This is a genomic window from Pantoea sp. ME81 (genome assembly GCF_903970985.1).
Lineage (GTDB): Bacteria > Pseudomonadota > Gammaproteobacteria > Enterobacterales > Enterobacteriaceae > Pantoea > Pantoea communis.
The window spans coordinates 1-17,957 of the sequence record NZ_CAJCKS010000102.1; the positions used below are offsets into that span (position 1 = coordinate 1).

Annotated in this window: 12 protein-coding genes and 2 pseudogenes; 5 read left to right on the forward strand and 9 right to left on the reverse strand. The window is 54.8% G+C overall.

The window, feature by feature from the left end; genetic code table 11:
- The 3 genes and pseudogenes from araD to H7A81_RS17540 form a co-directional block, all read left to right on the forward strand.
- Window positions 1-170: pseudogene (gene araD / locus H7A81_RS27715) on the forward strand (L-ribulose-5-phosphate 4-epimerase); the annotation flags it as partial.
- A 230-nt stretch (window positions 171-400) separates the two neighbouring features.
- A complete protein-coding gene (gene kdgT / locus H7A81_RS17535) occupies window positions 401-1,384 on the forward strand; it encodes a 2-keto-3-deoxygluconate transporter (protein WP_038646709.1) in 984 nt (327 codons plus the stop codon).
- Between the two features lie 140 nt (window positions 1,385-1,524).
- Window positions 1,525-2,391: a crotonase/enoyl-CoA hydratase family protein gene (locus H7A81_RS17540; RefSeq protein WP_034821448.1), complete on the forward strand. Its 867-nt coding sequence runs from the start codon at window positions 1,525-1,527 to the stop codon at window positions 2,389-2,391.
- Window positions 2,392-2,403: 12 nt separating this feature from the next.
- Here the strand turns inward: H7A81_RS17540 and pdeR are convergent, their stop codons facing one another.
- The 5 genes from pdeR to H7A81_RS17565 all read right to left on the reverse strand — a co-directional run bounded on the left by pdeR (window position 2,404) and on the right by H7A81_RS17565 (window position 11,456).
- The gene (pdeR, locus tag H7A81_RS17545; RefSeq protein WP_034821445.1) at window positions 2,404-4,389 is read right to left on the reverse strand and encodes a cyclic di-GMP phosphodiesterase; all 1,986 of its coding nucleotides are present in this window, start codon (window positions 4,387-4,389) and stop codon (window positions 2,404-2,406) included.
- A 156-nt stretch (window positions 4,390-4,545) separates the two neighbouring features.
- A complete protein-coding gene (locus H7A81_RS17550; RefSeq protein WP_058959794.1) occupies window positions 4,546-4,842 on the reverse strand; it encodes a YbdD/YjiX family protein in 297 nt (98 codons plus the stop codon).
- Window positions 4,835-6,901, reverse strand: coding sequence for a carbon starvation CstA family protein (locus tag H7A81_RS17555; protein ID WP_182058240.1), 2,067 nt, complete (start codon window positions 6,899-6,901; stop codon window positions 4,835-4,837). The genes H7A81_RS17550 and H7A81_RS17555 overlap by 8 nt, the downstream gene beginning before the upstream one ends.
- 184 nt (window positions 6,902-7,085) lie before the next feature.
- Entirely contained in the window at window positions 7,086-9,020 is a 1,935-nt protein-coding gene (locus H7A81_RS17560; protein WP_182058241.1) for an exoribonuclease II, read from the reverse strand.
- Window positions 9,021-9,146: 126 nt separating this feature from the next.
- Complete coding sequence (locus H7A81_RS17565; RefSeq protein WP_182058242.1) at window positions 9,147-11,456, reverse strand: FdhF/YdeP family oxidoreductase; 2,310 nt, start codon at window positions 11,454-11,456, stop codon at window positions 9,147-9,149.
- Between the two features lie 248 nt (window positions 11,457-11,704).
- On the opposite strand from H7A81_RS17565, the gene H7A81_RS17570 reads away from it, so the two are divergent.
- Together H7A81_RS17570 and H7A81_RS17575 are read left to right on the forward strand one after the other, a co-directional pair.
- The gene (locus tag H7A81_RS17570) at window positions 11,705-13,294 is read left to right on the forward strand and encodes a PTS transporter subunit EIIC (RefSeq protein ID WP_182058243.1); all 1,590 of its coding nucleotides are present in this window, start codon (window positions 11,705-11,707) and stop codon (window positions 13,292-13,294) included.
- A gap of 252 nt (window positions 13,295-13,546) precedes the next feature.
- Window positions 13,547-14,443 (forward strand): LysR family transcriptional regulator, encoded by an 897-nt coding sequence (locus H7A81_RS17575; RefSeq protein WP_160867464.1) that lies wholly within the window; start codon window positions 13,547-13,549, stop codon window positions 14,441-14,443.
- Here H7A81_RS17575 and H7A81_RS17580 read toward each other — a convergent pair.
- From H7A81_RS17580 to H7A81_RS17595, 4 genes and pseudogenes are all read right to left on the reverse strand, one after another.
- Window positions 14,440-15,561 (reverse strand): oxidoreductase, encoded by a 1,122-nt coding sequence (locus H7A81_RS17580; RefSeq protein WP_182058244.1) that lies wholly within the window; start codon window positions 15,559-15,561, stop codon window positions 14,440-14,442. The two genes, H7A81_RS17575 and H7A81_RS17580, sit on opposite strands and share 4 nt — an antisense overlap.
- Before the next feature lie 287 nt (window positions 15,562-15,848).
- Window positions 15,849-16,637: an enoyl-ACP reductase FabI gene (gene fabI / locus H7A81_RS17585; RefSeq protein WP_007892455.1), complete on the reverse strand. Its 789-nt coding sequence runs from the start codon at window positions 16,635-16,637 to the stop codon at window positions 15,849-15,851.
- Window positions 16,638-16,777: 140 nt separating this feature from the next.
- Window positions 16,778-17,581, reverse strand: a complete 804-nt coding sequence (gene sapF / locus H7A81_RS17590; protein WP_160867428.1) for a putrescine export ABC transporter ATP-binding protein SapF — start codon at window positions 17,579-17,581, stop codon at window positions 16,778-16,780.
- Window positions 17,582-17,583: 2 nt separating this feature from the next.
- Window positions 17,584-17,892, reverse strand: a pseudogene (locus tag H7A81_RS17595) (oligopeptide/dipeptide ABC transporter ATP-binding protein); the annotation flags it as partial.
- Window positions 17,893-17,957 lie beyond the last annotated feature (65 nt).

Sequence of the window (17,957 nt, forward strand, 5' to 3'; positions counted from 1 at the left end):
GTAAAGACGCGGATGCAGCTGTGCACAGTGCGGTAGTGCTGGAAGAAGTGGCTTACATGGCACTTCACACGGAACAACTGCGCAGCGAATTGCCTCCGATTTCGCAGAATTTACTCGATCTGCATTATCTGCGTAAGCATGGCAAGAATGCATGGTACGGGCAGAATTGAACATTGAAACTTCATTGAGGCGCCTGAGGGCGCCTTAATTTTTTGCTATTTAGCGCTGGTATGGCGATGCATATCATAAAAAAGAAACGCCAAATCTATATAAATAAAACACTGTTTCATTAATATCGATTCGATCACTTTTTTCCTGACTGCCAGTGGTTATCTTGCCTGCCATGCCATCCGGCGAACGATAACGCACCTCCTTCTGGCTCAGTAAAGGTGACACAACTATGCATATCAAACGTGCAATCGATAAGATTCCAGGCGGTATGATGTTAATTCCGCTGTTTTTGGGCGCGCTTTGCCACACGTTTTCACCCGGCGCAGGAAAATACTTTGGCTCTTTTACTAACGGCCTGATGACGGGCACCGTGCCGATTCTGGCGGTATGGTTCTTCTGTATGGGGGCATCGATCAAACTCAGCGCAACCGGAACCGTGCTGCGTAAATCCGGCACCCTGGTATTAACCAAAATCGCCGTTGCCTGGGTCGTGGCTGCCGTGGCATCCCGCATGATGCCGGAAAATGGCGTAGAAGTCGGTATGTTTGCCGGTTTATCCACGCTAGCATTGGTTGCTGCGATGGACATGACCAATGGCGGCCTTTATGCCTCCATCATGCAGCAATACGGTTCAAAAGAAGAAGCAGGCGCGTTTGTGCTGATGTCGCTGGAATCGGGTCCGCTGATGACCATGGTGATCCTGGGGACCGCAGGCATTGCTTCGTTTGAGCCACACGTGTTTGTTGGCGCGGTGTTGCCCTTTATTGTCGGTTTCGCGCTTGGCAATCTTGACCCGGAATTGCGCGAATTCTTTGGCAAAGCCGTACATACCTTAATCCCGTTCTTTGCCTTCGCTTTGGGTAACACCATCGATTTGGCCGTGATCGCACAAACCGGTTTATTGGGCGTATTGCTCGGTGTTGCCGTCATCATCATCACCGGTATCCCACTCATTATTGCCGACCGATTAATTGGTGGTGGTGATGGCACGGCTGGGATCGCAGCATCCAGCACCGCAGGCGCGGCAGTGGCGACGCCGGTGCTGATTGCCGAGATGCTGCCACAGTTTAAACCGGTCGCACCCGCAGCCACCGCACTGGTGGCGACATCCGTTATTGTGACTTCTGTATTAGTACCGATTATCACCGCCGTCTATTCCAAACGCGTTAAGCGTTCTCATGTGGCGGTAGGACAGCGCGCTGCCATCAAGTAAGCCTGCTTATCTTTCCCCGACCCCATGGTCGGGGATATCTCTGGATTTTACTTTATAAATCAATCTCTCATTTGGTCTGGCCTCACTCTGGATTACGCTGATGTTGCGTTTAACGCATCACATAACTAGAGGATGAGACTATGACAGTAATTAACCAACCAACTTGCAGATTGTTTACCGAAGTCGGACAAACCACCCAGCTGGCGGCCTACTATGAAGAGGGCCGACACACCATGTGGATGATGCTGCGTGCCCAACCGCGCCCCAGTTTCAACCACGAATTAATTGAGGAGATCATGAATCTGAGCTATGCCGCGCAACGTTCGGGTTTGCCGATTGATTTTTGGGTGACGGGTTCGCTGGTACCACAGATGTTCAACGCCGGAGGCGATTTGCGTTTCTTTGTGGAGTGCATTCGTAACAACCGTCGTGAAGCGCTGCGGGCCTATGCGCGTGCCTGCGTGGATTGCATCCATTCGGCAGCGCGGGGTTTTGATACCGGAGCGGTGACGCTGGCCATGATTGAAGGGAGTGCATTGGGTGGTGGCTTTGAAGCCGCGCTGGCCCATCACTTCATTCTGGCGCAAAACTCTGCACGGATGGGGTTCCCGGAGATCGCGTTCAATCTGTTCCCTGGCATGGGCGGCTATTCACTGGTTGCACGGCGTTCCGGCATGAAGCTGGCCGAAGAGCTGATCTGTGAAGGGGAGTCGCACAGCGCAGAGTGGTATGAGACGCGCGGTCTGGTAGATAAAGTCTTCCAGCCAGGCGATGCTTACCGTACCACGCGTACATTTATCGATACGCTACGTCCGAAGCTGAATGGTGTGCGTGCCATGTTGAAAGCGCGCCAGCGCGTACTGCAACTCTCGCGAGCCGAGCTGATGGATATTACGGAAGATTGGGTGGATTACGCCTTTACACTGGAGCCTAAAGACATTGCTTACATGGAACGACTGGTGCAACTACAGAACCGTCATAGCGCATCCCTGCGCAAAGCCGGATAATCGAGAGCAGCGTTAAACGCGGGCAGGATGCTTAGCCAGCCAATGCCCGAGCTGTTCTGCGGGCATTGGTTTTGCATAAAGATAACCCTGACGCCCATCGACACCGTTGGTCATCACAAACTTCTCCTCAGCTTTGGTTTCAATCCCTTCCGCAATGACTTGCAGATCGAGGGTTTTGGCCACGGCGACAATGGCACGGACCAAAGATTGCGCCACCGGTTGTTTGTTGATGTTACGTACGAAACTTTGATCCAGTTTGATTGCATCAATGGGCACGCGAGCCAACTGGGAAAGCGAGGAATAACCTGTACCAAAGTCATCAAGATGAACCTGAGCCCCCAGTTCCTGGAACTGCTTCATCAGCGTGAGTGCACCGGCTTCGTTCTCAATCAGGCAGCTTTCGGTGAGCTCGATATCAATGGGACAATCCGTGAGGCCGGCTTCGCTCAGCGCCTGCTTTAAATCGGTATAAATACTTTGGTCAATCAATTGTTTAGCCGAAACATTAACGGCAACGCGCAGGTAAATTCCCTCGCTGCGCCACTGAATAATTTGTTGCAGAACGTTCAGCATCACCCAGCGGCCGAGCGGCACGATGAGGCCCGATTCTTCAGCATACGAGATAAAGTCGCCAGGCGGCACCAGACCGCGCTCGACGGAATTCCAGCGCACCAATGCTTCTGCGCTGCGCACTTCGCCGTCACGATCTAATTTGGGCTGGTAGTACACCACCAGATGCTCCAGTTCCAGTGCTTTACGCAGGTTAGTATCAAGCCAGAGATATTCGAAAACACGCTGATTCATCTCGTTAGCGAACACGCAGAATTTACCGCGCCCATTCTCTTTGGCGTGATACATCGCGGTATCGGCGTTGCGGATCAGACTTTCCCGATCCTCGCCGTGCAGCGGGGCCAGGGCGATACCAATCGAGCAGCCGCTGTAGACTTCGATCAAACCGACGCGGAAGGGTTGACGCAGGCGCTCAAGAATACGTGATGCCATGGCTTCCAGCGCAGCCTGGCTGGTATGTTCTGCCAGTACCACGAACTCATCACCACCAAGACGGGCCAGCGTCTGATCTTTGCCCAGACAGCTGAGAATGGCGAGGGAGACCGCTTGCAGCAGTTGGTCGCCAAACATATGGCCGTAGGCGTCGTTCACCTTCTTAAAATTGTCCAGATCGAGATAAACCACGCCAGTTTGACTGCCATTGGCTAATTCCAGTGCCAGACTAATCTGTTGATGGATGGCATTGCGGTTCGGTAAACCGGTCACCGTATCGGTATTGGCGAGGACGCGTAAGCGTTCCTGAGCACGTCGCTCTTCTGTGATGTCGGTTCCAGAACAGATGAGGAAAATTTCATTTTTCCCACTACCACTGTGCACAAACTTATTACGAAACAGAAACAGTCGCTGGCCTTTTTTGGTTTTGATCCAGCGTTCCACTTCATAAGAATTGCCATCTCGGAAGAAACCCGAAATGTTGCGTCGCGAAGCCTGCGCTTCCTGCTTGGTCATGAACAGTTGAAACACGTTGCGGCCGATCACTTCCTGCTCTTTCAGACCCGTGTACTCTTCACTTAAACGATTGAATCGCTGAATATTCCCGCGTTGGTCGAGGATCACAATCACCGAGTTTGCTTCGGAAACCACTTGTTCAGCAAAAGACAATCCGAGTGTTAAATCACGCGCCACGGAGGAGGTATCACCCCAGGCGGAAGAGGTACCAGCCCATGTTGATTGGTTGACCTTGCGGCCGACAAAGTGCATAGGCACCGGCGCACCGCGCAGGGAGAGTGTCAGGTTGATACTGGAGGTGATCACCGTCATCGCACGCAGCAAACTGGCCTGCGCGGGGGTTAATGGAACCGCCAAATTGGTATTGGCATTCTCATCTTCGGCAAAATGCAAAGCATCGCTATCTGAAGTTAAACGCCAATGAGGGCTGGTTGTGCCAAACAGGGTGTATAGCAACGTTTGCCCTTGTTCATCGGTCATGGAAACTTCCTCCGGGGAAATGCTGAGCAGGCGGTATCTCATTATTTTAGCAACAGTATTCAACCTCCTGCGTTAGCACAAGATGCAAACCAAATATATTTTTGTTTTCACTAAAGAATGGCACGAAAAAGCCCCGAAAATCGGGGCTTAAAAATGTCAGCAAGGACACTTGCCGAGCTTGCCTGCCTGGCTGGGAAAACGGGCCTCAAGGCAGTAGCGATGAAAGGCTCGCTCATCCATTGGCGTTTGCCCAGGATGGTGCTCACGCATATGCTTCAGATAAGTTTGATAGTCATGAACGCCAACCATTAAGCGAAAACTTTGCTTCAATCCCTGCCATATTTGTTGCCAGCGATTAAGAGTTTGCCCGGTGGCCTGGGGTGCGATCGGTAAGCAATGCTGAATGTGCCAGACACCAATCGGTTTTTTCCAGCGATGAATGGACTCAGACATTCCGCACCTCCTTACGGAGGGAGACTTCGGATTCATGGGTGGTAGGTACCTGACTGCCCAGGGCACGGCGAATAACAAAGAACGCTGCAATCAACATGGTCACGGCCACCAGCATAAAGAAGCCACACAGGGCCGCGTTAATTTGATTGCTAAATACGATAGTTTGCATGTCCGCCACGGTTTTCGCCGGAGCGATAATCACCCCCTCATCAATTCCTTTACGGAACTTGTTGGCTTGCGCAAGGAAGCCAATGGAGGGCTTCTCGTGGAAAATCTTCTGCCAACCGGCGGTCATGGAGGTCACAAACAGCCAGGCGGTCGGTAAAATCGTCACCCACGCGTAACGCTGTTTCTTCATTTTGAACAGCACCACGGTGCCGAGAATCAACGCCATTGAGGCCAGCATCTGGTTGCCAATGCCAAACAGCGGCCAAAGGGTATTGATGCCGCCCAGCGGATCGACGACACCCTGGTAGACAAAGAAGCCCCATCCGGCTACGGCCACCGTGGTGCCCGCCATATTGCCCAGCCAGGAACGGTTGTTGGCCATGGAGGGCACCACGGTGCCGACCAAATCCTGCACCATAAAGCGACAGGCGCGGGTACCGGCATCGACCGCCGTCAGGATGAACAGCGCTTCAAACAGAATGGCGAAGTGATACCAGAACGCCATCATCACCCGGCTGTTAAATACCTCGGTGATGATGTGCGCCATCCCCACGGCGAAGGTTGGTGCGCCACCGGCCCGCGAGAGGACAGTACTTTCACCCACATCGCGCGCGATACCGCTCAGCATCTCCGGCGTCACGACAAAGCCCCAGCCGTTAATCACCTGTGAGGCACTTTCCACCGTCGTACCAATCAGCGCGGCAGGGGCGTTCATAGCAAAATAGACGCCCGGATCGAGCACCGAGGCACATATCAGCGCCATGATCGCCACGAAGGATTCCATCAGCATCGCACCATAGCCGATGAATCGGATATGACTTTCACGCTCCACCAGTTTTGGCGTGGTGCCACTGGAGACCAGCGCATGGAAACCGGAGATGGCGCCACAGGCGATAGTGATAAACAGGAACGGGAACAGCGCACCGGAGAACACCGGCCCACTACCGTCGATAAATTTGGTCACCGCCGGCATTTTCAGTTCCGGCATGGCGAACAGAATCCCAACCGCCAGCCCGATAATGACACCGATTTTCAGGAAGGTTGAGAGGTAATCACGCGGAGCCAGCAGCAGCCACACCGGCAGCGAAGAGGCGACGAAGCCATAGATAACCAGCACCCAGGTCAGTTCGGTGCCTTTCAGTGTGAAGAGCGGTCCCCAATAGGGATCGGCAGCCACATCGCCACCGTAAATGATCGCCGCCATCATCAGCACAAAACCGATAATCGACACTTCAGCGATCTTGCCGGGGCGCAGATAGCGCATATACACGCCCATAAACAGCGCGATTGGAATGGTTGCAGCGATGGTAAACAGTCCCCACGGACTGTTGGCTAACGCTTTCACCACCACCAGCGCCAGCGCGGACAGGATGATGATCATCACGCCAAGCGCACCGAGCATGGTGACCACGCCAGCAAACGAACCCAGCTCCTGACGTGCCATTTCACCCAACGAGCGACCATCACGACGGGTAGAGATGAACAGGATCAAGAAATCCTGCACCGCACCAGCCAACATCACGCCAACCAAAATCCAGATGGTGCCAGGCAGAAAGCCCATCTGCGCCGCGAGAATCGGGCCAACCAGTGGACCGGCACCAGCAATCGCCGCAAAGTGGTGGCCGAACAGTACCCATTTATTGGTCGGCACATAATCGAGACCATCATTCAGCCGCTCGGCAGGCGTGCGGCGACGGTCATCCAGTTCGAAAATACGTTCAGCGATAAACAGGCTGTAGAAGCGATACGCAATGCTGTAGCAGGCAACGGACGCAATAACCAGCCAGACGGCGTTGACGTGTTCGCCACGGCTGAGCGCCAGCATGGCAAACGCACCCGCACCAATTAACGCCACCGCTAACCAGATCAATCCGGTTTTGACGTTGTTCATGAGTTAACTCCTTGTAGAGACCGGGAAAATAGGCGATCGGATACAACAAGTTAAAAGTAATGTAATGAATTGTTAACGACAGGGATTCGAATCAGAAGTGTGAAGCGGAAGGCAAATTTAACATCAGATAAAACTTAGAGGGAAAAATGCGGGATAACGGCTGTTATCCCGCAGATATTCATGCTCAGGCAGCTGGGCGCGCCACCACGCTACGGGTTTCCATACGCACTTCGGCGATGGTCACGTCGATAATGTCGGTCACACGGTAGGCCACTTCACCTTTGATCTGCACGGTGCCGCTCTCTTGTGAGCACACCAGCTCATCACGCACCGCGTGAATGAACGGGGCAGGGATAAAGGCAACCGCACCGTTCTCCAGCAGACGCACGCGCATACCGCCACGAGACACATCGATGATTTCGGCGCTGAACTTGCGGTCAGTTCCGGCAGACGGCGCGAGGAAGCGCGCATACAGCCAGTCACCGACATCACGTTCGGCCATGCGGTTCAGGCGACGACGCTCACTCATAATGGTGGTGAACTCGTCTTTTGGACGGGCAATGCTGTCGCCGCGCACAATCGCTTTCAGCAGGCGATGGTTGATCATATCGCCGAATTTACGAATCGGCGATGTCCAGGTTGCATAGGCTTCGAGACCCAGACCAAAGTGCGGACCCGGTTCGGTGCCGACTTCAGCGAAGCTCTGGAAGCGACGAATACGGCTATCGAGGTACTGGGTTGGCTGGGCATCCAGCTCACGACGTAGCTGGCGGAAACCTTCCAGCGTGGTGATCGCCTGTGGATCCACGGTGATACCGTGACCGGCCAGCACGCCAGCAGCTTGCTCCGCATTGGCCAGATCGAAGCCGGTGTGCAGGTTATAGATACCGAAGCCCAACTTCTCCTGCAGCACTTTGGCCGCGCAGACGTTAGCCAGAATCATCGACTCTTCAACGATGCGGTTGGCGATGCGGCGCGGCTCAGAAATGATATCCAGCACTTCGCCTTTTTCACCCAGCACAAAGCGGTAATCAGGGCGATCTTTGAACACCAGCGCGTGAGTTTGACGCCACTCGCTGCGCGCCAGACACACACGATGCAACAAGCGAATCTGCTCGGCAATCGCCTCATTCTCTGGCTGCCAGCTACCGGCGTTTTCCAGCCAGTCTGACACTTCGTCATAGACCAGCTTGGCTTTAGATTCGATCCAAGCCGCAAAGAAATGCACTTCACCCGTTACGCTGCCGTCTGGCGTGAGCGTCACGCGACAGGCCAGCGCTGGACGACGCACATTTGGGCGCAGCGAACAGATGTCATCAGACAGTTCGCGCGGCAGCATAGGGATGTTGAAGCCAGGCAAATAGTTGGTGAAGGCGCGCTTTGAAGCCAGCTTATCCAGCTCGCTGCCTTCCGCTACGTAAGCGGTCGGATCGGCAATCGCGATGGTCAGCTGCAGATTGCCGTCAGCCTGCTCTTCAACATACAGCGCATCATCCATATCTTCGGTGCTGGCGCTGTCGATAGTGACGAAGTTGAGCGCGGTAAGGTCTTCGCGCTGCAAGTGCTCATCCAGCATTTCGCCGAAGCCAACTTTCGGGGCTTCGCGCTCCAGATTATGGCGCGACAGGGTGACCCACCACGGCGCAAGATGATCGTCCGCAGTGACAATGAATTCGGTCAGTTCAGCATAGAATCCGCGATCGCCTTTCAGCGGATGGCGGCGCATTTCAGCCACGGCCCAGTCGCCATTCTGAAAATCATGGGTGACGTCTCGGGCAGCGCGGCACTGGATCGCCTCTTTCAGCAGCGGATGGTCAGGCACAATCGACAAACGATCGTCCTTCTTCTGCACGCGGCCCACAAAGCGGGTCAGGAACGGCTCAATCAGGGTTTCCGGCTCGGCGCTCTCGCGATCTTTATCAGTGTGGATAACCGCAGAAATACGGTCACCGTGCATCACTTTTTTCATCTGCGGAGGGGGAATGAAGTAGCTTTTTTGGGCATCGACTTCGAGGAAGCCAAAGCCTTTTTCCGTGCCTTTCACAACACCTTCGGCGCGCGGAGTTTGCGCGTGAAGCTTCTCTTTCAGCTGCGCGAGCAGCGGGTTATCCTGGAACATAATGTATTTAGTTTCGTGGCCTAAGAGCGGTGGACAGTTTTACGCGAATCAGGGGCGCGCGGCAAGGCCAAAACAGGCTAAAAAGCCGCATTACGCGGCTTTTTACCTTCTGATAACGCTGACGACTCAGGCGATACGTTGGGTCGGTACAGCGGCGGTTAACGCCAGTTTTACCGGCACCGATTTCGAGGTCGGCGTCCCGCTGCCGTCACCATAGCTGGAGAGCGGCACCAGCGGGTTGGTTTCCGGATAATAGGCCGCGAGGTTACCGCGCGGAATGTTATACGGCACCAGCTTAAAGCCACTCACACGACGCGTCAGGCCATCATTCCACAGTGTTTCGATATCCACCAACTGGCCTTCACTGAAGCCGAGTGACGCCATGTCATCCGGGTGGATAAACACCACTTCACGCTGACCATACACGCCGCGGTAGCGGTCATCGAGGCCGTAAATGGTGGTGTTGTACTGGTCATGCGAACGCAGAGTTTGCAACGTGAACGGCACCTCCACTTCGCTGCCCAGCTGTGGGAACAGCGAGGTTGGCAAGGCTGCCGCGCTGAACTCCGCCCGTTTGCTTGGTGTATTAAAACGCAACTCCGCTGCTGCGCTACCCAGGTAGAATCCACCCGGAATATCACACTTGTTATTGAAGTCAGCAAAGCCAGGAATGGTGGCACCAATGTGATCGCGGATCACGTTGTAATCATCGGCCATGCCCAGCCAGTCAATCTTGTCACTGCCCAGCGTGGCGTGTGCAATACCGGCCACAATCGCGGTTTCGGAGCGCTGGGTGTCTGCCAGAGGAATACCCACACCTTCTGAGGCGTGCACCATGCTGAAAGAGTCTTCAACGGTGATGAACTGGTTACCGCTGGCCTGACGATCGCGCTCAGTACGGCCGAGCGTCGGCAGAATCAAACCTTCGTGGCCCGGCACCAGATGGCTGCGATTGAGTTTGGTGCTGATATGCACGGTCAGACCGCAATGCTGTAGCGCTTCCTCCGTCACCGGGGAATCGGGTGCGGCAGCCGCAAGGTTGCCGCCCAGGGCGATCAGCACTTTCACTTCATCACGCAGCATCGCGCCCAGCGCTTCAACGGTGTTATGACCGTGTTCACGCGGCGGTTCGAAGCCGAAATGCGCGCCCAAGGCATCAAGGAAAGGCTTATTGGGTTTCTCATCGATCCCCATGGTGCGGTTCCCCTGCACGTTACTGTGGCCGCGCACCGGACACAGGCCAGCGCCTTTTTTACCCAGCTGTCCAAACAGCAGTTGCAGGTTGGTTATCTCACGCACTGTATCAACGGAGTGTTTATGCTGAGTCACGCCCATCGCCCAGGTAATAATGACACGCTCAGCGCTCTGGTAGATCGCGGCCGCTTCCCGAATCTGCGCTTCGCTCAGGCCGGATTGACGCACGATATCGTCCCAGCGCGTGTTATCCACGGCAGCCAGATAGCTCTCAATGCCATGGGTGTTGGCGTCGATAAATTCTTGATCGAAGATGCCCGGTTCACCCGCAGCTAAACGCTCGCGTTGCACTTCCAGCAGAGTTTTCACCATGCCGCGAATCGCTGCCATGTCACCGCCAAGATTGGGCTGATAATAGGCAGAACTAATGGTTCCCGCCATGGAGGTGACGATTTCCAGTGGTTTTTGCGGGTCGGCAAAACGTTCCAGCCCACGCTCGCGCAAGGTATTAAAGGTAACGATTTTCGCACCGTGATCGGCAGCGTGGCGCAGGCTGTGCAGCATACGTGGATGGTTAGTGCCCGGATTTTGACCGATAACGAAAATCGCATTGGCGTGGTCAAAATCATCGAGACGAATGGTGCCTTTCCCGACGCCGATGCTGCGCTTCAAGCCGGTGCCGCTGGCTTCGTGGCACATGTTGGAACAGTCAGGGAAGTTATTGGTGCCCATCACACGGCCAAACAGTTGATAGAGCCATGAGGCTTCGTTACTGGCGCGCCCGGAAGTGTAAAGTTCCATCTGGTCGGGATGGTCCATCGCCTTGAGGTGACGGGCGATCATCGCCAACGCATCATCCCAGCTGATCGGTTCATAGTGATCGGTGGCGCTGTTATAGCGCATCGGATGCGTCAGGCGTCCCTGATACTCCAGGAAATAGTCGCTCTGTTGATAAAGCGTGCTCACGCTGTGCTGAGCGAAAAACTCGGGCTCCACCACGCGGCGGGTCGCTTCCCAGGTCACCGCTTTCGCGCCGTTCTCACAGAAGCTGAAGGTGCTCTTGTTGTCATCACCCCATGCACAACCCGGGCAGTCAAAGCCACGCGCTTTGTTCATGCGCATCAAATTGCGCATGTTTTTCAGCGCAGCTTTACTATCAAGGACGAAACGGGTGGTAGCTTCCAAAGAGCCCCAGCCGCCAGCAGCGGCACGATAAGGCTGAATTTTACGTTTAAATTTCATAGTCGTTGCAGGCTTATTGTTTATGAATTGTTATCAGAATATGACTTCTGTTGTGAGGAAGTGTGCGACTGACAGCAAAAGTTGTCTAATTGATTGGTTTAATGGTGCGATAGGCGGCGTTTATCGCGTTCAAGCCGGCAGAAGCGTGATGCAGTTCAAACTTTACCCGCTGGCAGGACCGGGCTGCGACGTGAGAATCCAATAACTGGCTAATAATTGCTCTTTCAATTGATGAAAGGGCGCGCACCATGAAGAATCTTGCCAGCCAAATTCACGCCTTCGGTAAAGCCTTAATGATGCCGATCTCCGTTATTGCCGCCGCCGGGATTTTTCTCGGGCTGGCTGCGGCGATGCAGAACCCCGCCGTCACCGGTGATGCCTTTGCCAATCTACAGGTACCACAGCTGATTATTGGCTTTATCCGCAAAGTGGCGGCGGCTCTATTTGCCAATCTGCCCGTGTTCTTCGCCGTTGCCAGCGCCATCGGTCTGGCGAAAGCGGAGAAGCCTACTGCGGCTTTTGCGGCAGTCATTGGCTATGTCGTGATGAATGTGGGCATCAGTGCTACGCTGGCCGCCAAAGGGCTGACGGCGGCTACTACGACCCCAGAAGCCTTACAGCAAGCAGGCCTGGATCAAACCACGGCGATGATGACCTCGGCAGAGTACATCGAGATGCTGGGCATCTTTACTTACAACATGAGTGTGCTTGGCGGTGTGATTGCCGGGCTGGTCACCGTGGCACTGCATAATCGCTTTTACACGCAAACATTGCCGACGGCGATTAGCTTTTTCGGCGGGCGGCGCTTTGTCCCCATCGTCACCGTTATTGTCTTGCCGCTGATTGGCGTGCTGCTGGCCTTGATCTGGCCCACGATCGGCGAAGGCATTGCCTGGGTCGGCAAGATGATTGGGAAAAGCGGCCAGTACGGCGCGTTTCTGCTGGGAACCGGCGAACGTCTGCTTATCCCGACTGGCTTGCACCATATACTCAATGAAACAGTGCGTTTCACCCCTATCGGTGGCATGGCGACGGTGGACGGGCAAACCATTGTTGGTGCACTGAATATCTTCAACACTTCGCTCACCAATCCAGGCGCTATACCTGATGAGACGGTGCGCAGTGCCACCCAATTCCTGGCTCAGGGTAAAATTCCGGTGATGATGTTCGGCTTGCCTGCTGCTGCACTGGCGATCTACCACACCGCGCGTCCGGAGCATAAACAGCGGGTTAAAGCGCTGGTGATGGCAGGTGCGTTGACCTCCTTCACCACCGGCATCACTGAACCGCTGGAGTTCTGTTTTATCTTCGTATCACCGGTGCTCTACATCCTGCATGCGTTATTGACCGGCCTGTCATTTATGCTGATGTCGATGCTGCATTTAATGATCGGCAACGTGCAGGGCGGCGCGATCGATCTGGTGGTGTTCGGTATTCTCGGCGGCAGTAAAACCCAATGGTGGTGGACGGTAGCGCTGGGGGTGATTTATGCGCCGATCTACTATTACGGCTTCCGTTTTGTCATAACGCGCATGCAAGTGGAAACGCCGGGGCGTGAATCGGATGAGGAGCCGCAAACCGCGCAGGTGACAGCGGATGAACGTACTCTGGTGATCATCAGCGGGTTGGGCGGCGAGGCCAATATAGAGGACGTCGATTGCTGTTTCACACGCCTGCGGGTGCGCGTGAAAGAGATGAAAGAGGTGGTGGATCAAACGCTGCTGACCACCGGAGCTAACGGGATTAACCGTGTCAGCGATCACGATGTGCAGGTGATTTACGGTCCGCAGGTGGAGAAAATTGCTAACGAAGTGAAAAGTGCACTGGGCGTGGCGTAACACACTTAGTTATCATGCTAATAATAAAATGAGCAATCAATGTTAAACCCCCCTAGCTGAGATGGGAGATGATGACTTCGCCCCTTCAAGAGCTAAGCCATTAAGAGTGCCGGAGATAAGCGCCGGGTGGGGCATCAACTTTCCACCGAAGGCTGCCGCAGGGCGGCCTTCGTGCTTTTTGTGCCGTGAACAGGATAAAGCGGTGCAGGTTTGCTACCATAGCGCGATCGTGACTTTAAGGTGGATGCCAAAATCGACATCAAGCAATTGATATATCTCTGTAATTTAGAACGCGAGCGCCATTTTGGCCGCGCGGCAGAGGCCAGCTTTGTCAGTCAGCCGACCTTATCGATGCGGTTAAAAAACCTTGAGCGCGAACTGGGTTTATCGCTGATCAATCGCAGCAACAACTTTGACGGCTTTACGCCGGAAGGGGAACGCGTGCTGACCTGGGCGCGTGAGATCGTGTCGGTCTACTCGGGCCTGAAACTGGAAGTCGAATCGCTGAAGCACGGCGTCAACGGCACGCTGCGACTCGGCGTGATGCCACAGTGCAGTGTCGCGTTACCGGCGTTACTCAAAGCGGTTGAAACGCGTTATCCGCAGCTGGATTATCGTGTCTCCGCCATGAGTGCGGACCAACTGCTGGAAGCCCTCAACAGCCATACGGTGGACGGCGGGATTGGCTTCTTCGAACTCACCGCCCTGCGAGAACTACACTTCCAGACCGCACTGTTAAAAGATCCCGGCGTGGAGGCGATTTTTAATCCTCAACATTTTCCGGATTTACTGCAGCACGACACGCTTTCACTTTCACAGCTGGCGCAACAACCGCTGTGTCTTGCGGAACCTACGCGCTATTTCCGTCGTTACGTGGATAGCCAGCTGCGCGAAACCGGCCTGTTACCGCGAGTGATTGTGGAAAGTGCGTCGATTATGCAGTTGTTGCAGAGCGCGCAAGTGGGATTGGGCGTGATGGTGTCGCCGCGTGGGCATTTACTGCCGGAGATGCTGCAAAATCTGGCTCGAAGGCCGATCGAGATGGCGCCCATGGGACGCCAGGCTGCGTTAGTGATTGCTGAGCCGGGCAGGGCATCACCGCTGGCTCAACATTTCTTTGACGAAGCGCGACGGCATCTGCCGGATTAACGCGTTTCGCCCAGCGCCATCCCTAACCTATCCTGCCAACTGGCAAACGCCACTGCCTGCAACAGTGTGAAAATGCGCTCGGTTCCCCATCCCGCATTCAGTAAAGGCTGCAGGTGTGCTGCGCTAAAGCGCTCTGGCATGCGAACCAACTGGGCGCAAACGCCAATTAACGGCTGCGTTTCACCCGCTTTATCAACATCCGCCAGCAACGCTTCGCGCTGACTGCCGGCATGACGTGCGAACTGGCGCTGACAGCCCAGGATGCGCGCACTGGTTGCCAGCGCCAATGCGGTTTCCTCGTCATGATTTTCGCTGATGCGCTGTTGCAGGGTTGCCCAGCCATACAACGCCTGCGCGTCATGCACCAGCAACCAAACCGCATCGTCCAAACCTTCTATACCCTGACAAAAGGTGATCGCCGCCAGTTGATCGGCGCTGGCATAGCGCAATTCAACTGGCTTAAGTGCGTGCTGCCATGCAACGTCACGGGCAAAGAACGTGACATCAGCATCCGCTGGTGGTGATACGCCGGGTATCCAGCGTACCGGTAAGCCCATCATGGCTTGCAGTGCCGCAACGACTCGCGCCTGATAGCTGACGAATCCTACCAGTTGATTGAGAGTGACGATATCTGGCTCAGTGAGCCCGACGGCATCCAGGGCGCTGATACCAGTGACATTGATCAGTGCCGGTTGCATCGCCAACTGACGCGCGTACTGGGTGATTTGTGTCAGACGGTTATTACTCTCGCGAGAGGAATCCGGGCCCGGCAGGGGGTTGAGGCGCGCCGAGTAGTGATTACACAGTCGCTGCACACCGGCAACCTGCGCCACTGTCAACGCGGTACTGAGACGATCGTAGAGCGTTAAGGTATGCGTGAGTGAGTTGTTCAGCGTATCCGGCAGCAAAATCTGGCTCAGATCGCGCGCGGCCAGTAACGCTGGCTGGAAACGAGTAAACAGGGGCTGCAGTGCAGTGGCTTCCTGTTGCAGACCTAATAAAAAGCGATCTGCGAGATAGGCGGCTTCGGGCACTAATGGCGCAGTGGCCTGGGTGTGCGGGCGAGTCTGGCTTTCATAAAACCAGTGGTCATGGCCGGGAGAACGGCGTTGTTCCATGGTCATTCCTTGCGCAAAAAACGGTCTGGGTACGCGACGGGCAAATCTGAAAAGCGCATCGCCACCAAAAGGCTAGCTTATCGTCGCTGAAGCACTGGCTGTGGCAAAAGAATGAAGGGGAATAATTAAGATCGAATGAATCTATACGCCTGAAAATTCAAGCGGTAGCTAGCAGGGAGAGGTGAGTTTGCGGGAGATATCAGTCGAAAGTGAACAGGGCGAAAATCGGCGAAGACAGCCGAGACTTCGCTAAGAAAAAAGGCGAGCACCCGGCTCGCCTTCAGAACTTATTTCAGTTCCAGCTCGTTCATCGCGGCAATGCTGAAGCCGCCATCAACGTGTACCACTTCACCGGTGATACCACCCGCCAGATCAGAGCACAGGAAGGCCGCAGAGTTACCCACGTCTTCGATGGTCACGGTACGGCGAATCGGAGTAACGGCTTCACAGTGAGCCAGCATCTTACGGAAATCTTTGATGCCAGATGCTGCCAGAGTACGGATTGGACCCGCTGATACGGCGTTAACGCGCGTACCTTCAGGACCCATCGCGTTCGCCATGTAGCGCACGTTGGCTTCCAGAGACGCTTTAGCCAGACCCATCACGTTGTAGTTAGGGATTGCGCGCTCAGCACCCAGATAAGACAGGGTCAGCAGGGCTGAGTTCGGGTTCAGCATCGCACGGCACTCTTTTGCCATTGCCACGAAGCTGTAGGCAGAGATGTCGTGAGCGATTTTGAAGCCTTCACGGGTCACGGCGTTCACGTAGTCACCATCCAGCTGATCGCCAGGTGCGAAACCAATTGAGTGAACAAAACCGTCAAATTTTGGCCAGGTTTTTGCCAGTTCGGTGAACAGCGCAGTGATACTCTCGTCTTCTGCCACATCGCACGGCAGAACAATGTCAGAACCCAAATCTTTAGCGAACTCTTCCACACGACTTTTCAACTTGTCGTTCTGGTAGGTGAAAGCCAGTTCTGCGCCCTGTTTGTGCATCGCCTGTGCAATACCGTAGGCAATGGAGAGTTTACTGGCAACGCCAGTAATCAGAATGCGCTTACCGGAAAGAAAACCCATAGCTGTAATCCTTATGGTCATTGTTGTTGGCGGTCGCAATGATTAAATAGTAGGCGACCGACGTTAATCGACGTGCGGATTCTAGCACGTCTCTCTCAAATGCGGTAAATCGCACCGCGTTTTCGCGATGTGATGATCAATCAACGAACTTTTCGCCAGGCTTCGGCGGTTAAAGCTTCGCCAAAGTGGCTGGTGATCAGGCGTTTGGTGAGGTCGTGCAGCGGCGAGGCCAGCACATCTGCTGTGCCGCCACGTTCCACCACTTCGCCCTGATGCATCACCAGCACCTGATCGCTGATGTGCTTCATCATGCCGATATGTTGCGTCACATAAATATAGGCGATGCCGTGCTTCTCTTGCAGTTCCAGCATCAGATTCACCAGCTGCGAACGCATGGTCATATCCAGTGAGGCGAGGGCTTCATCGGCGACAATCACCTTCGGCTGCAGGATGAGTGCGCGAGCCAGCGCCAGACGCTGTTTCTGGCCGGGGGCCAGCATATGCGGATAGTAACCGGCGTGATCGCGCAGCAAACCCACCTGGCGCAGTGTGGCAATAATGCGCTTCTCTCGCGCTTCATCATCCAGTTCGGTATTCAGGCGCAGCGGGAAATCGAGGATCTGACTGACGCGCTGGCGCGGATTAAGCGAGGTCGAAGGATCCTGAAAAATCATGCGAATACGCTGGCTACGATAACCGTAATCGCCATATTCCAGCGGATGATCATCAATCAGCATCTCACCTGCCGTCGGGGCCACCATGCCGCTCAACATTTTCGCCAGCGTGGATTTCCCCGAGCCGTTCTCGCCAATGACCGCTAAGGTCTGCTTCTCACGCAAGGTGAAGCTTACCCCTTTCACCGCCTCCACATGCTGTCGGCGAAACAGACCGGTGCGATAGCGATAGGTTTTACTCAGGTTGCGCACTTCCAGCAGCGTTTCCATGCTCATTGCCCCTCCACATTTAACGGGAAGTGACAGGCAAACAGATGCGATTTGGTGCCGGTGAGGCGCGGCGTCTCAATGCATTTACGCTGCGCATACGGGCAACGCGGGCCCAGACGACAGCCAATCGGTAAATGCTCCAGTGAGGGAATCGCGCCGGACAGTGTGTTCAGGCGGCTTTTATGCGGCAGCGCACTGCCAAAGTCGGGCATCGCGCGAATCAGCGCCTGTGTATAAGGATGATGCGGCGTGTCCATTAAATCTTCACTCTGCGCGGTTTCGACGGTCTGACCGCAGTACATCACGTTTATGTTTCGGAAGAGCGTCGTGTGGGGAAAGAGGGTACTGCTACGTGTAGCTCGCGGTCGTTGTCAGG

Excerpts from the sequence above, each read along its gene's own strand:
- kdgT (WP_038646709.1), top strand. The coding sequence starts at position 401 with ATGCATATCAAACGTGCAATCGATAAGATTCCAGGCGGTATGATGTTA.
- H7A81_RS17540 (WP_034821448.1), top strand. The coding sequence starts at position 1,525 with ATGACAGTAATTAACCAACCAACTTGCAGATTGTTTACCGAAGTCGGA.
- pdeR (WP_034821445.1), bottom strand. The coding sequence starts at position 4,389 with ATGACCGATGAACAAGGGCAAACGTTGCTATACACCCTGTTTGGCACA.
- H7A81_RS17550 (WP_058959794.1), bottom strand. The coding sequence starts at position 4,842 with ATGTCTGAGTCCATTCATCGCTGGAAAAAACCGATTGGTGTCTGGCAC.
- H7A81_RS17555 (WP_182058240.1), bottom strand. The coding sequence starts at position 6,901 with ATGAACAACGTCAAAACCGGATTGATCTGGTTAGCGGTGGCGTTAATT.
- H7A81_RS17560 (WP_182058241.1), bottom strand. The coding sequence starts at position 9,020 with ATGTTCCAGGATAACCCGCTGCTCGCGCAGCTGAAAGAGAAGCTTCAC.
- H7A81_RS17565 (WP_182058242.1), bottom strand. The coding sequence starts at position 11,456 with ATGAAATTTAAACGTAAAATTCAGCCTTATCGTGCCGCTGCTGGCGGC.
- H7A81_RS17570 (WP_182058243.1), top strand. The coding sequence starts at position 11,705 with ATGAAGAATCTTGCCAGCCAAATTCACGCCTTCGGTAAAGCCTTAATG.
- H7A81_RS17580 (WP_182058244.1), bottom strand. The coding sequence starts at position 15,561 with ATGGAACAACGCCGTTCTCCCGGCCATGACCACTGGTTTTATGAAAGC.
- fabI (WP_007892455.1), bottom strand. The coding sequence starts at position 16,637 with ATGGGTTTTCTTTCCGGTAAGCGCATTCTGATTACTGGCGTTGCCAGT.
- sapF (WP_160867428.1), bottom strand. The coding sequence starts at position 17,581 with ATGGAAACGCTGCTGGAAGTGCGCAACCTGAGTAAAACCTATCGCTAT.